Source organism: Mycobacterium sp. IS-1556 (genome assembly GCF_001499985.1).
Taxonomy (GTDB): Bacteria; Actinomycetota; Actinomycetes; order Mycobacteriales; family Mycobacteriaceae; genus Mycobacterium.
The window spans coordinates 188,582-201,790 of the sequence record NZ_LQIM01000012.1 but is presented as its reverse complement, the minus strand read 5'-3'; the positions used below and the strand labels follow the sequence as shown (position 1 = coordinate 201,790).

At 68.1% G+C, this 13,209-nt stretch carries 15 protein-coding genes; 11 read left to right on the top strand and 4 right to left on the bottom strand.

Going from position 1 to position 13,209, the window contains the following annotated elements; translation table 11 throughout:
* Nucleotide 1 precedes the first annotated feature (1 nt).
* Nucleotides 2-376, bottom strand: coding sequence for an MmcQ/YjbR family DNA-binding protein (locus tag AU187_RS10265; protein ID WP_059099926.1), 375 nt, complete (start codon nucleotides 374-376; stop codon nucleotides 2-4).
* Nucleotides 377-408: 32 nt separating this feature from the next.
* Between AU187_RS10265 and AU187_RS10260 the strand changes: the two genes are divergently transcribed.
* Entirely contained in the window at nucleotides 409-1,323 is a 915-nt protein-coding gene (locus tag AU187_RS10260) for a DUF389 domain-containing protein (RefSeq protein WP_059099927.1), read from the top strand.
* Nucleotides 1,324-1,425: 102 nt separating this feature from the next.
* On the opposite strand, the gene AU187_RS10255 is transcribed toward AU187_RS10260, so the two are convergent.
* The gene (locus AU187_RS10255; protein ID WP_059099928.1) at nucleotides 1,426-2,181 is read right to left on the bottom strand and encodes a TIM barrel protein; all 756 of its coding nucleotides are present in this window, start codon (nucleotides 2,179-2,181) and stop codon (nucleotides 1,426-1,428) included.
* Nucleotides 2,182-2,386: 205 nt separating this feature from the next.
* Here AU187_RS10255 and AU187_RS10250 point away from each other — a divergent pair, with 205 nt between their 5' ends.
* Both AU187_RS10250 and AU187_RS10245 read left to right on the top strand, forming a co-directional pair.
* Nucleotides 2,387-3,217 carry a DUF3097 domain-containing protein gene (locus AU187_RS10250; RefSeq protein ID WP_059099929.1) on the top strand — a complete coding sequence of 277 codons (831 nt, stop codon included), beginning with the start codon at nucleotides 2,387-2,389 and terminating at the stop codon, nucleotides 3,215-3,217.
* Nucleotides 3,218-3,305: 88 nt separating this feature from the next.
* Entirely contained in the window at nucleotides 3,306-4,634 is a 1,329-nt protein-coding gene (locus AU187_RS10245) for a replication-associated recombination protein A (RefSeq protein ID WP_059099930.1), read from the top strand.
* A gap of 5 nt (nucleotides 4,635-4,639) precedes the next feature.
* Here the strand turns inward: AU187_RS10245 and AU187_RS10240 are convergent, their stop codons facing one another.
* Nucleotides 4,640-5,260, bottom strand: coding sequence for an antibiotic biosynthesis monooxygenase (locus tag AU187_RS10240; protein ID WP_059156982.1), 621 nt, complete (start codon nucleotides 5,258-5,260; stop codon nucleotides 4,640-4,642).
* Between the two features lie 219 nt (nucleotides 5,261-5,479).
* Here AU187_RS10240 and AU187_RS10235 point away from each other — a divergent pair, with 219 nt between their 5' ends.
* Both AU187_RS10235 and AU187_RS10230 read left to right on the top strand, forming a co-directional pair.
* Entirely contained in the window at nucleotides 5,480-5,836 is a 357-nt protein-coding gene (locus tag AU187_RS10235) for an ArsR/SmtB family transcription factor (RefSeq protein WP_059099932.1), read from the top strand.
* Nucleotides 5,833-6,306 carry an SRPBCC family protein gene (locus AU187_RS10230; RefSeq protein ID WP_059099933.1) on the top strand — a complete coding sequence of 158 codons (474 nt, stop codon included), beginning with the start codon at nucleotides 5,833-5,835 and terminating at the stop codon, nucleotides 6,304-6,306. Before AU187_RS10235 ends, AU187_RS10230 begins: the two co-directional genes overlap by 4 nt.
* A 54-nt stretch (nucleotides 6,307-6,360) precedes the next feature.
* Here the strand turns inward: AU187_RS10230 and AU187_RS10225 are convergent, their stop codons facing one another.
* Nucleotides 6,361-6,672 carry a GlsB/YeaQ/YmgE family stress response membrane protein gene (locus AU187_RS10225; RefSeq protein ID WP_059099934.1) on the bottom strand — a complete coding sequence of 104 codons (312 nt, stop codon included), beginning with the start codon at nucleotides 6,670-6,672 and terminating at the stop codon, nucleotides 6,361-6,363.
* Nucleotides 6,673-6,782: 110 nt separating this feature from the next.
* On the opposite strand from AU187_RS10225, the gene AU187_RS10220 reads away from it, so the two are divergent.
* The 6 genes from AU187_RS10220 (at nucleotide 6,783) to AU187_RS10195 (ending at nucleotide 13,158) form a co-directional block, all read left to right on the top strand.
* Entirely contained in the window at nucleotides 6,783-7,175 is a 393-nt protein-coding gene (locus AU187_RS10220; protein ID WP_156425539.1) for a secondary thiamine-phosphate synthase enzyme YjbQ, read from the top strand.
* 122 nt (nucleotides 7,176-7,297) lie between these two features.
* Nucleotides 7,298-10,021, top strand: a complete 2,724-nt coding sequence (alaS, locus tag AU187_RS10215; protein WP_059099936.1) for an alanine--tRNA ligase — start codon at nucleotides 7,298-7,300, stop codon at nucleotides 10,019-10,021.
* 4 nt (nucleotides 10,022-10,025) lie between these two features.
* Nucleotides 10,026-10,616: a Holliday junction resolvase RuvX gene (gene ruvX / locus AU187_RS10210; RefSeq protein WP_059099937.1), complete on the top strand. Its 591-nt coding sequence runs from the start codon at nucleotides 10,026-10,028 to the stop codon at nucleotides 10,614-10,616.
* Nucleotides 10,609-11,850, top strand: coding sequence for an endolytic transglycosylase MltG (locus tag AU187_RS10205; RefSeq protein WP_059099938.1), 1,242 nt, complete (start codon nucleotides 10,609-10,611; stop codon nucleotides 11,848-11,850). Before ruvX ends, AU187_RS10205 begins: the two co-directional genes overlap by 8 nt.
* Complete coding sequence (locus tag AU187_RS10200; protein ID WP_059099939.1) at nucleotides 11,847-12,653, top strand: shikimate dehydrogenase; 807 nt, start codon at nucleotides 11,847-11,849, stop codon at nucleotides 12,651-12,653. Before AU187_RS10205 ends, AU187_RS10200 begins: the two co-directional genes overlap by 4 nt.
* A gap of 88 nt (nucleotides 12,654-12,741) precedes the next feature.
* Complete coding sequence (locus AU187_RS10195) at nucleotides 12,742-13,158, top strand: prepilin peptidase (protein ID WP_231740338.1); 417 nt, start codon at nucleotides 12,742-12,744, stop codon at nucleotides 13,156-13,158.
* Nucleotides 13,159-13,209 lie beyond the last annotated feature (51 nt).

Genomic DNA, 13,209 nt, shown 5'->3' with positions numbered 1-13,209 from the left:
ACTAATCGGCCAGGAACGCCTTCACCAATGTCTTGGGAGCCTGGGCCAACCACGCCTCGGTGACGAGTTCGGTCAGTTCCTCGACCGCGATCGCCGCCAGGCGGACCAGCACGGCCGGATACCCGTCGAAGTGCGGCGTGGTGAAGTAGACGGCAGGGTCGTCGGCGATCAACGCGTATTTCACGCCCTCGTCGGCGACGCGGGCGCCCAGAATGTCGCCTTCGGGTGCATCCGCCCTGAGCGCGTCGTAGTCGGCTTTGCGCAGCGGGCGTTCCCACACGATCAACTTCTTGCGGACCCGCCATGTGCGCGGCGAGGTCTCGCTCGTCTCGGGGAGGCCCGCGACGATGCGGCCCACGTCCGTCCATGTCGCCACGAGGGCATTGTTCCAGTCGCTAGTGTGCCGGTGTGCTGCATCTGCGCGTGATCTCGCCGACCGATCAGCGCGACGCGGTCATGGCGGTTCTCCGAGACAACCCGGGCGTCACCCACATCGTGATCCACCGCGATGCCGCGGTCGAACCACGCGGTGACGAGATCACCGCCGACATCGCCAGAGAGTCGGCCAACGACGTCGTCGGCGCGTTGAAGGCGTTACGGGTCAAGGACCGTGGGGCCATCACGCTCGACTTCGTCGACACCGTCCTCTCCGCTCGCGCCTACCGCGCCGAGGACGAGGCCGAGGGCGACCCCGCCGACGCCGTGGTGTGGGACGAGCTGGCGGTCCGCACCCGCGAGGAGTCGACGCTGAACGTCACATTCCTGGCCTTCTTGTGCGTGGCGTGTCTGATCGCATCGATCGGCGTGGTGACCGACTCGCCGGTGACTGTCGTGGGTGCGACGGTGCTGGGCCCTGAGTTCGGCCCGCTGGCCGCGCTTGCGGTCTCACTGGTGCGCCGTCGGGGGTATCTCGCGCGACGAGCGGCGGTCGCACTGCTGGTCGGGTTTCCCGCGGCGATGCTCGTCACCGCGCTCGTGGTGCTTGCGGGCGAGGCGATCGGCTGGATCACGGTACGCAGCATCAGCGAACTGGACCAGGTCGACTTCATCTTTCAGGTCGGTCCGCTGTCATTCGTCGTGGCCTTCCTCGCGGGCACTGCGGGCATGCTGTCGCTGATCTCGTCGAAATCCGCCGCGCTCGTTGGTGTTTTCATCTCGGTGATGACGGTTCCCGCCGCCGGTTTCGCCGTCGTCGCCGCGACGGTCGGCGATTGGGACATCGCGGCCAAGTCCACTGCGCAACTGGCGTTGAACCTCGTCGCGATAGTGCTGGCCGGCATCCTGGTGTTGTGGACGCGCCGACTGGCCGACCGTCTGATGTAGCGGCGCGCGGGCATAACCCCACCCCGCGCGCGACCGCGTCTGCACACGACACGCCGCGCAATGCGGAAATTCTGCGGTCGGTCGCGCGGTTTGAGCGTCCACTCACCGCCAAAACGATGCGCCCGCGTCGTACACGCGGCGCAGCATGGACTCGAGCGGGAGCGCCCGCAGCGCAGCGCTGAGGATCTCCATGCTGACGACGCCGCCCCAGCCGCGGTCGAGCAGGATGCCTGCGAAGCGGTCCAACTCGAGCACGCCTTCACCGGGAAGTGTTCGCCGGTGCAATGTCTCGCGCACGAGGCGGTCGGCGGACTCCGGCGCCAGTGCATCGGTGAATTGCAGGTAGGCGATGTCGTCCAATGGCACGGTCGCCAGGTCCGCCCACGTGCTGCGGCCCATGCAGAAGTGCCAGGAGTCGATCAGCAGGCCGGCCGGCGCATCCCGTTGCGCCGCTCGGACGACGGCCATCCCGTCCGAGATCACCGATACGGGTCCGAGCGGGCTGAACTCGACCGCCATCGCGGCACCGGCTGCGCCAATGATGCGCGCGCACTGCCGGATCAGCGACATGCGCGGCGGCGCGGCGAACACGGTGAGCACCCACGGCGCACCGACGAGCGCGGCACATTCGGCGAGGCGTTCGGCCGCCGAGAGCGCCGCTGCTTCCTCGTCCCCGATGACCAGCGCCAGCACCTCATGGCATGGCACGCCGGCCGCGGTGAACGCGGAGGCGGCCGAACCTGATTGGTCGGCGTTGATCCCGACTGACGCGAAACCCGTTGTGCGCGCGGCCGCCAGCAGGTCGGGTAGCGCGCAGCTCCACCGCGCATCAGGGGTCAAGGCCAAGTGCACGGTCACGATGTGACGAAACGGCCGGCCACCCGATGCGCCGTATCGGCATCCCCCGCATGGACAGCCGGGCCGTACCGCGCGATGTCGATCACCACAACATCCTCTCCGATGCCGTTTTCCCGGGGTGAGCAGTCGCGAAGTGTCCGGGATTACGGCGTGTCGAGTGCATTTTGCGTCTGCTCGCGTGGGGAGGTGACCCTACGATCACCCGGTGGCTGATCGCTATGGCTCCGATGTCCTGTCCCACAACCCCCATCGCAAGATCCGCTCCACCGAGCAGCCGGTGGAGATGGGTCTCGTCGTCGAAGACGCCGAGACCGGGTACGTCGGCGCGGTCGTGCGCATCGAGTACGGCCGGATGGAGTTGGAGGACCGGCGCGGACGTCGCAAGCCCTTTCCCATCGGGCCGGGCTACCTGATCGACGGCAAGCCGGTGATCCTCACCGCGCCCAAACGCACGGCGCCGAAGCAGACGCGCACCGCGTCGGGGTCGGTCGCCGTGGCCGGCGCGCGGGCGAAGGTCGCGCTGGCGAGCCGCATCTACGTCGAGGGCCGACACGATGCCGAACTCGTCGAGCAGGTGTGGGGCGACGATCTGCGAATCGAGGGAGTTGTCGTCGAGCACCTCGGCGGCGTCGACGATCTCGTGGCCGTCGTCGAAGATTTCCGACCAGGGCCGGGCCGCCGGCTCGGGGTGCTCGTCGACCATCTGGTGGCGGGCTCGAAGGAGGCCCGCATCGCGCAAGCCGTCCGACAAGGACCCGGCGGTGAGCACACGCTCGTCGTCGGCCACCCGTTCATCGACATCTGGCAGGCGGTCAAGCCCGAACGGCTGGGCATCGAGGCGTGGCCCGTCGTGCCGAAGGGGGTCGACTGGAAGAAGGGCGTGTGCGGTGCGCTGGGCTGGCCCGCCGCCCAGCAGGCCGACACCGCCAGGGCCTGGCAGCGCATCCGCGGCCGCGTCCGCGACTGGACCGACCTCGAGCCAGCACTGATCGGCCGGGTCGAGGAGTTGATCGACTTCGTGACCGCGACCCCATAGGCGTTCGAGTGTGTGGTCGATACACGTCCGGAGCGCACGTCGCGTGCGGGTAACCCCCGTTCGGCGCAAACGGTGGTAAGCAGAAAGCGTGTCCGACGGTCTGTTCGATGTGCCCGGCGATACCGGCCCCAGCGCGGTCGGCCCCGTCGGGGCGTCAGCACCGCTGGCGGTGCGGATGCGTCCGGCGACGCTCGACGAGGTCGTCGGGCAGGATCACCTGCTGCAACCGGGCTCACCGCTGCGCCGGATGGTCGAGGGTTCCGGCGCGGCGTCGGTCATCCTCTACGGACCGCCCGGCACCGGTAAGACGACGCTCGCGGCGCTGATCTCGCAGGCCACCGGCCGCCGGTTCGAAGCGCTGTCGGCGCTGTCTGCGGGGGTGAAGGAGGTCCGCGCGGTCATCGATGTGGCCCGGCGCGCGGCGGCCTACGGCGAGCAGACCGTTCTGTTCATCGACGAGGTGCACCGGTTCTCCAAGACGCAGCAGGACGCGCTGCTGTCGGCCGTCGAGAACCGCGTCGTGGCACTGGTCGCCGCGACGACCGAAAACCCGTCGTTCTCGGTCGTCGCACCGCTGCTCTCCCGGTCGCTGATCCTGCAGTTGCAGCCCTTGGGCGCCGACGCCGTACGCACGCTGGTCCGTCGCGCCATCGAGGACCCGCGCGGCCTCGGCGGCACAGTCACGGTCACCGACGAGGCCGTCGAACTCCTCGTACAACTGTCGGCCGGTGACGCCCGCCGTGCGCTGACCGCGCTCGAGGTGGCCGCTGAAGCTGGGGACGAGGTGACCGTCGAAACCATCGAGCAGTCACTGGACAAGGCCGCGGTCCGTTACGACCGCGACGGCGATCAGCACTACGACGTGATCAGTGCGTTCATCAAGTCGGTCCGCGGCTCCGACGTCGACGCCGCCCTGCACTACCTGGCCCGGATGCTGGTGGCGGGGGAGGACCCGCGCTTCGTGGCCCGGCGGCTGATGATCCTGGCCAGCGAGGACATCGGGATGGCCGACCCGGCCGCGCTGCAGACCGCGGTCGCCGCCGCGCAGACCGTCCAACTCATCGGCATGCCCGAGGCGCAACTGACGTTGGCGCACGCCACCGTCCACCTGGCGACGGCCCCGAAGTCGAATGCCGTGACGACGGCACTGGGCGCGGCCATGAGCGACATCAAAGCGGGCAAGGCGGGCCTGGTGCCGCCACATCTGCGCGACGGCCACTACTCGGGCGCAGCCAAACTGGGCAACGCGATCGGCTACAAGTACGCCCACGACGACCCGGATGGCGTTGTGCCGCAACAGTATCCGCCCGATGAGCTCGTCGGCGTCGACTACTACCAGCCGACCACCCACGGCAACGAACGCGACATCGCCGGTCGCCTGGACAAGTTGCGCGCGATCATCCGCCGCAAGCGCTGATGCCGTCAGACCAGCTCAGGCACCCGCAGGTGTGCGATCGCGAGCTCGAATTCACCGACGTCGATCACGTCGGCACCCAATTCTCGGGTCCGCGCGTTCCTCAGTTCGCTCGCTTGCTCGCGGTTACGCTCCATGGCGTCGCGGCTGTCGAACGTCGCCGATGACACCCCGCGCCCCGACGAGCGGTTGATCATCAAGCTGGCGCTGCAGAAACCTTCGAGGTTCTCCAGTGCCGACAACACCGACGTCCGATAGAACTCAACGGCCCGGTCGGCGTGATCTGGCGGCAACTTCAGCCACGTCGCCCGCACACAGGCGCCCTCAGTCGAGCGGTGGTCACGATGCAGCACCGCGAGTTCCCATGGATCGACCGTGGCGCTGCCGCCGAAGATCTCCGCGGCCCGTTCCCGAAGCGAAGCCGCTTTCTCCGTGCTGGAGCGCATCGCCTCCTCGGTTTCCCAGGCGCTGGTGACGATGCAGCGGCCGGACTCCCGGTCGACCAACATCGACAGGCCGACGTAACCATCCATTTCTTCTAGAGCCGGCATGACTTCATCACGGACATAGGCGGTTCCGGCATCGATGAACCCCGGTTGCGCCTCGATAGTCGTAGAGCGTGCGTACACGGATCCAACCCCTCTGCGTCGGGGCGGCGCCCCGGTGGCGCCACCGGATCTACCTAGCTTCCTCCCGGAGCGCAAACAATTCAACGGGTGCCCGTGCTGCGATCCGCCCGCATGTCACAACCCTGGCTTCACCGTGAGAAAGAGAACCTCTTGACACGTACCGCAGGGGCCTCTACCTTGGTAATCAATAAAACAGTTGATCAAACAAAAGGTTGACAATTGAGAGGTGATGGGAATGCAGACGCCCGGCTGGACCGTGCCTTCCTGGCACTGGCCGACCCCGTTCGGCGCGCCATCGTGGCGAAGCTGTCGCGGGGGCCGGCCACGGTCAACGACCTGGCGGCGCCGTTCGACATCACGAAACAGGCGGTGTCCAAGCACATTCAGGTGCTCGAGCAGGCGGGCCTGGTCACCAGAACCCGCGACGCGCAGCGACGGCCGGTCCACCTGGACGCGGCTGCGTTGGAGCGGCTGACTGCATGGATCGACCGGTATCGGCTTGACGCCGAACGCAACTACCGCCGGCTGGATGTCCTGCTGGCGGACATGACCGAAGAGAAAGGAACCGAGAAATGACCAATGCCCTGAACCTGACCGCGCCCGTCGACACGCTCGCGATGGAGTTCACCCGGGATTTCGACGCCCCCGTCGAAGCGCTGTTCCGCGCGCACGCCGAGGCCGACCTGATGAAGAAATGGCTGGGCCCGCACGGGCTGGAGATGACGATCGAGGAGTGGGATTTCAAGAGCCACGGCGGCTACCGCTATTCGCACAAGGACGAGGGTGGGGAGTACCGCTTCAACGGCACCTTCCACACCGTGCGCGAGAACGAGTTCGTCCTGCAGACCTTCGAATTCGACGGCGCGCCCGATCAGGTCAACATCGAGTACATGTGGTTCGAGGACCTCGGCGGTGGCCGCAGCAGGCTGCGTGGCCGGTCCATCTGCCCGAACGTCGAGGCCCGCGACGCGCTGCTGTCCTCCGGCATGGAGGGCGGCATGCAAGAAGGCTACGAGAAGCTCGACGCGCTGCTGAAGACATTGTGACAGAAGCGATCCCGGCTGCCGGGGGAAGCAGCCGGGATCGCGGGGGCAGATCGGCTACCGGATGACGCCGCCGCGACGACGCGTGCCCATCACGCCGGTGCGCCTACGGCCCATGAGCGCGGACACCAGGGCCACACCGATCACGGCGACGACAAGCTGGACGAGAAGTTCGACCCAGTCGACTCCGCTGGTGGCGGTGGGCAGGCCGAGCGCACGGGCGATCGCCGTGCCGATCAACGCCGACACGATGCCGACGAGAACGGTCACCAGCATGCCGATGGGCTGCCTGCCGGGCAGGAGCAGGCGGGCGAGCACGCCGACGACTGCGCCGATCAAGATGGCGGTGATTACGCCGGTGATGGTCATTGTTCCTCCAGGGTCTCGGGGTGCCAGTGAGATACCCCGACACAGACGTCAATAAACGGCCCGGGTCGATCGGGGACGCGCCTCGTACCCTTGAAGGCGTGGACTCCGACGTGCTCGACATCGAGACCGGCCAGCGCCGCATCGTCGACCTGACCGATGCGGTGCGCTCCTTCTGCGGCCGCCACCGCGACGGGTTGTGCAGCGTTTTCGTACCGCACGCGACCGCGGGTGTGGCGATCATCGAGACGGGCGCCGGATCCGATGACGATCTCGTCGACACGCTCGACCGCCTACTTCCGCGGGACGACCGCTACCGCCATTCGCACGGCTCACCGGGCCACGGCGCCGACCACGTCCTGCCGGCGCTGGTGTCGCCGTCGGTCACTCTGCCCGTGCAGGACGGCCAACCGCTGCTCGGCACCTGGCAGAGCATCGTGCTCGTCGACCTCAACCGCGACAACCCGCGCCGTAACGTGCGCCTGAGCTTCATCGCCGCAGCCTGAAGGCGGCACGGGCACCGGAAGCGACGCCCGTTCGTTGACTTTTCGGCGCGGCAACGGCGACCGGTACTGTAGTGCGGTCGAATAGTCGCAGGTACCAGCGAAACTACAAGGATGTATCAGACGTGCAGACACACGAGATCAGGAAGCGTTTCCTCGATCACTTCGTGAAAGCGGGCCACACCGAGGTGCCGAGCGCTTCGGTGATCCTCGACGACCCCAATCTGCTGTTCGTCAACGCCGGCATGGTGCAGTTCGTGCCCTACTTCCTCGGCCAGCAGGCGCCGCCGTGGAGTCGGGCCACCAGCGTTCAAAAGTGCATCCGCACCCCCGATATCGATGAGGTGGGCATCACCACCCGGCACAACACCTTCTTCCAGATGGCGGGCAACTTCTCGTTCGGCGACTACTTCAAGAAGGGCGCCATCGAATTCGCCTGGACGCTGTTGACCAACCCGGTCGATCAAGGGGGTTACGGGCTCGAACCGGAGCGCCTATGGGCGACGGTCTATCTGGACGACGACGAAGCGGCAGCGCTCTGGCAGGAGGTCGCCGGGCTGCCACCGGAGCGCATCCAACGCCGCGGGATGGCGGACAACTACTGGTCGATGGGCATCCCCGGGCCGTGCGGGCCGTCGTCGGAGATCTATTACGACCGTGGCCCCGACTACGGCGCCGAGGGCGGGCCGGTCGTCAACGAGGACCGCTACATCGAGATCTGGAACCTCGTCTTCATGCAGAACGAGCGCGGCGAGGGCACCTCGAAGGAGGACTTCGAGATCCTCGGCCCGTTACCGCGCAAGAACATCGACACGGGCATGGGCATCGAGCGGGTGGCCTGCCTGCTGCAGGGCGTGGACAACGTCTACGAGACGGACCTGGTGCGACCGGTCATCGACCTCATGGCGGAGCGTGCGCCCCGCGGATACGGGCAGGGCAGCCACTCCGACGACGTGCGCTACCGAATCATCGCCGACCACAGCCGGACCGCGGCGATCGTCATCGGCGACGGTGTGAGCCCCGGCAACGAGGGTCGCGGCTATGTGTTGCGCCGCCTGTTGCGCAGGATCATCCGCGCGGCCAAACTTCTCGGGGTCGAGCAGCCGATCATGGCCGATCTGATGGCCACCGTGCGTGACGAGATGGGCCCGTCGTACCCGGAACTGGTGGCCGACTTCGACCGCATCGAGCGGATCGCCGTGGCCGAGGAGACCGCGTTCAACCGCACGCTCGCCGCGGGTTCGCGGTTGTTCGACGAGGCCGCGGGTGCGACGAAAGCCAAGGGCGCCACCGTGTTGTCCGGCTCCGACGCGTTCACCCTGCACGACACCTACGGGTTCCCGATCGAGCTCACGCTGGAGATGGCCGCCGAACAGGGGCTCTCCGTCGACGAACAGGGCTTCCGCGGCCTGATGGCCGAACAGCGCCAGCGCGCCAAGGCCGACGCGGCCGCCCGCAAGCAGGCGCACTCCGATCTGTCGGCGTACCGCGAGCTCGTCGACGCGGGACCGACCGAGTTCACCGGTTTCGACGAATTGTCCTCGGAAGCAAGGATTCTCGGGATCTTCGTCGACGGCAAGCGGGTGCCCGTCGTATCCCACGACGGTGCCGGTATCGGCGGCGCGGCCGCCGGCGGTGGCCCGCAGCCGGACCGGGTCGAGCTGATCCTGGACCGCACCCCCTTCTATGCCGAGTCCGGCGGTCAGATCGCCGACGAGGGCACGATCAGCGGCTCGGGGGCCTCCACCGCGGCGAAGGCCGCCGTCACCGATGTGCAGAAGATCGCGAAAACCCTGTGGGCACATCGGGTCAACGTCGAGTCCGGTGAGTTCGTCGAGGGTGACACGGTGATCGCTGCCGTGGATCCGCGGTGGCGGCACGGCGCGACCCAGGGCCATTCCGGAACTCATATGGTGCACGCCGCGCTGCGACAGGTGTTGGGGCCGAACGCGGTTCAGGCCGGCTCACTGAACCGGCCCGGGTACCTGCGGTTCGACTTCAACTGGCAGGGTCCGCTCACCGAGGAGCAGCGCGGCCAGATCGAGGAAGTCACCAACGAAGCCGTCGAAGCCGACTACGAGGTGCACTCGTTCACCACGGAGTTGGAGAAGGCCAAGTCGATGGGCGCGATGGCGCTGTTCGGCGAGCAGTACCCCGATCAGGTTCGCGTGGTCGAGATCGGCGGCCCGTTCTCGCTGGAGTTGTGCGGCGGCACTCACGTGCACAACTCCGCGCAGATCGGTCCGGTGACGATCCTCGGCGAGTCGTCGGTCGGCTCCGGGGTGCGCCGCGTCGAGGCCTACGTCGGTCTGGACTCGTTCCGCCACCTGGCCAAGGAGCGAGCCTTGATGGCCGGCCTCGCCTCGTCGCTGAAGGTGCCGTCCGACGAGGTGCCTGACCGAGTGGCGAATCTGGTCGAGCGGCTGCGAGCGGCCGAGAAGGAGTTGGACCGGCTGCGCCTGGCGAACGCGCGCGCCGCCGCAGCAAATGCCGCCGCGGGCGCGGAACTTGTCGGTAAGGTCCGTCTCGTGGCGCAGCGGATGGCCGGTGGGATGTCGGCCGGTGATCTGCGCACGCTGGTCGGCGACGTCCGCGGCAAGCTCGGCGCCGACCCCACCGTCGTCGCGCTGATCGCCGAGGGCGAGAACGACACCGTCCCGTTCGTGGTGGCGGTCAACCCGGCGGCACAAGACCTCGGTCTGCGGGCCGACGACCTGGTCAAGCACTTGGGCGCGCCGGTCAACGGCCGGGGTGGCGGCAAGGCCGATCTCGCACAGGGTTCCGGTAAAGGGGCGGCAGGAATCGACGCGGCATTGGCCGCGCTGCGCGCAGAGATTCACCGGAGCTAGCCGCGTGAAGTCCACACCTGCCGGCGATGAGCCGCTTGCGCGACGAGCATCGGACGATCGTCGGCCGGATCGGCCCGGGGGTGCCCTGAACCCTCCGGACCCGGGACGCGGTCGACGGATCGGCATCGATGTCGGCAGCGTGCGCATCGGGGTGGCCGCCAGTGACCCGGACGCCATCCTCGCCACGCCGGTCGAGACCGTGGCGCGGGACCGGCGCAAGGACTCGGACCGGCACATCCGACGGCTCGCCGGCCTGGTTCAAGACTTGGGCGCCGTGGAGGTCGTCGTGGGATTGCCCCGCACGCTCGCCGACCGCTCCGGGTCCTCCGCTCAGGACGCCGTCGCGGTTGCCGATGCGCTCGCTGCGCGGATCGCGCCGACACCCGTGCGACTCGCGGACGAACGACTCACTACCGTGGTGGCTCAACGCTCGTTGCGAGAGGCCGGCGTTCGGGCCAGGGGCCAGCGTTCGGTCATCGACCAAGCGGCAGCGGTAGGCATTCTGCAGAACTGGCTGGACCAGCGGCGCGCGGCGCCGGGGACACAAGGGGCACAAGAGCACCGTGCCGCGCACGGAGAGGTCGTGGATGACTGACCATTGGGGCCGCGAACGGGCCGAACCGGTTGCGGTCGGCCCACCGCGGCGCCGGACGACCCGCGCGGACCGGATCCGGCAGGCGCGGAACCGGCGCAGGCGTCGCCTGGCGGGCAGCTTGGCGGTCGGCCTGCTGATCGTGGTCGTCGTCGGCGCGGTGTTCCTCGGCTCGAAATTGTGGCACTCGTTGTTCGGCGGCAACGACTTCACCGGCGAGGGCGTCGCCGATGTGGTGATCCAGGTACACGACGGCGACTCCACCACCGCGATCGGCAAGACGCTGCAGGAGCACAACATCGTCGCGACGGCCAGCGCGTTCGTCGACGCCGCCGAGGGCAACGACGCGATCTCGGCGATCCAGCCCGGCTTCTACAAGCTGCGCACCGAGATTCCGGCGGCCAACGCCGTTGAGCGGCTGGCAGATCCGCAGAACCGGGTCGGTAAGCTCACCATCCCCGAGGGACGTCAGCTCGACGATGTCCGTGACGTGAAGACCGACGCGGTCACCGACGGCATCCTCAGCCTGATCTCCCGCGCGACGTGTGTCGACCTCGACGGCGAGCGCCACTGTGTGTCGGCGGACGCGCTGAAGCGGGTGGCCGGGACGGTTGCGCCGGCGGCGCTGGCGGTGCCGGACTGGGCCATCGAGCCCGTCACCGCGATGGGAGACGATCATCGGCGCCTCGAGGGGTTGATCGCCGCGGGCACGTGGAACATCGACCCGTCGGCGCAGCCGCAGGAGATCCTGTCGAACCTGATCTCCGCCAGCGCAACGCAATACGCGAACGGGGGGCTACTCGAGACGGCCGCGGCCATGAAGATGTCGCCGTATCAGATCTTGACCGTGGGCTCGCTGGTGCAGCGGGAGTCGACACCCGAGGACTTCGCCAAGGTGGCGCGCGTCATCTACAACCGGCTGGCCGAGAACCGCACGCTCGAGTTCGACTCCACGGTCAACTACCCGCTGGACCGCATCGAGGTGGCCACCACCGACGTCGATCGCGCGCAACACAACCAGTGGAACACCTATGTCCGGCCCGGGCTTCCGGCGACCCCGATCTGCTCGCCGAGCCAAGCGGCGCTGGCCGCCGCCGAGCAACCTGCGCCCGGGGACTGGCTGTATTTCGTCACCATCGACATGCAGGGCACGACGTTGTTCACCAGGGACTACCAGGAGCACCTCGCGAACATCGAACTGGCTCAGCGCAACGGTGTGCTCGATTCCGCGCGATGAGCGCACGCCGTAGGGCGGCGGTGCTCGGTTCGCCGATCGCGCACTCCCGCTCGCCGCAGCTGCACCTCGCGGCTTACCGTGCGCTGGGCCTGCACGACTGGACCTACGAGCGAATCGAGTGCACAGCCGAGCAATTGCCCGGCCTCGTCACCGGTTTCGGCCCCGACTGGGTCGGCGTATCGGTGACCAAGCCCGGCAAGTTCGCGGCGCTGGAGGTCGCCGACGAGCGCACCACCCGCGCCGAACTCGTCGGCTCGGCGAATACGTTGGTCCGGTCACCGGCGGGCTGGCGAGCTGACAACACCGACATCGACGGTGTGACAGGAGCATTGGGCGACGTGACGGCCGGGCACGGGATCGTGGTGGGTTCCGGAGGCACGGCACCGGCGGCGGTCGTCGGGCTGGCAGAGCTCGGAGTCCAGCGGGTGACTGTGGCGGCGAGGAACCCCGAGAAGGCCGCGCCGCTGGTGGATCTGGCGACGCGGTTGGGTGCCGACGCCCGGTGGTGTGACGTCGACGGCCCCGAACTGCGCAGCACGGTCATCGACGCGGATCTGATGGTCAACACCATTCCCGCCGATGCGGCCGCGCGCTACGCGTCCGCGTTCGCAGACGTCCCGCTTGTGCTCGATGCGATCTACGACCCGTGGCCGACGCCGTTGGCCGCGGCGGTACTGGACGCCGGCGGGCGGGTCATCAGTGGTCTGCAGATGCTGCTTCACCAGGCGTTCGCTCAGGTCGAGCAGTTCACCGGTCGCCCGGCACCGCGTGAAGCGATGGCAGCGGCGCTCGACGCGAGCTGAGCGTTCGGCTTACCGCGGTGCAAGTCGGTGGGCCGATTCGGTGACTCCGGGAGTACTGCGCGCCCGTTAGCCTTCGTGAATGGGGGGAGTGGCTTGCGCTGCGGTGCTGTGGTGGTTCGTGGCGTTGAGCGTCTGCGACATCCGAGAGCGGCGACTACCGAACTGGCTCACCTTGCCGGGCGCGCTCGTCATTCTGAGCGCTGCGGCGATGGCAGATCGCGGGCTTCCGGCGGTGGCCGGGGCCGTCGCGCTGTTCGCCGTCTACGTGACGACGCATCTGCTCGCACCGGCGGCGATGGGCGCCGGCGACGTCAAACTCGCGATCGGTGTCGGCGCGCTGACGGGTGCGTTCGGCATCGACGTGTGGACGCTGGCCGCGATGGGAGCTCCACTGATCACGGCCGCGTGGGCCCTCGTCGTGGCTCGGCATCGGGAAGCGACTGTCCCGCACGGCGTTTCGATGTGCCTCGCGGCGGCAACGGCGACGGCGTTGGTGACGCTCTAATGCCAGGCGAGGCGAGCAGCTCTACTCTTGCATACTCAGAGTAGGTTATTG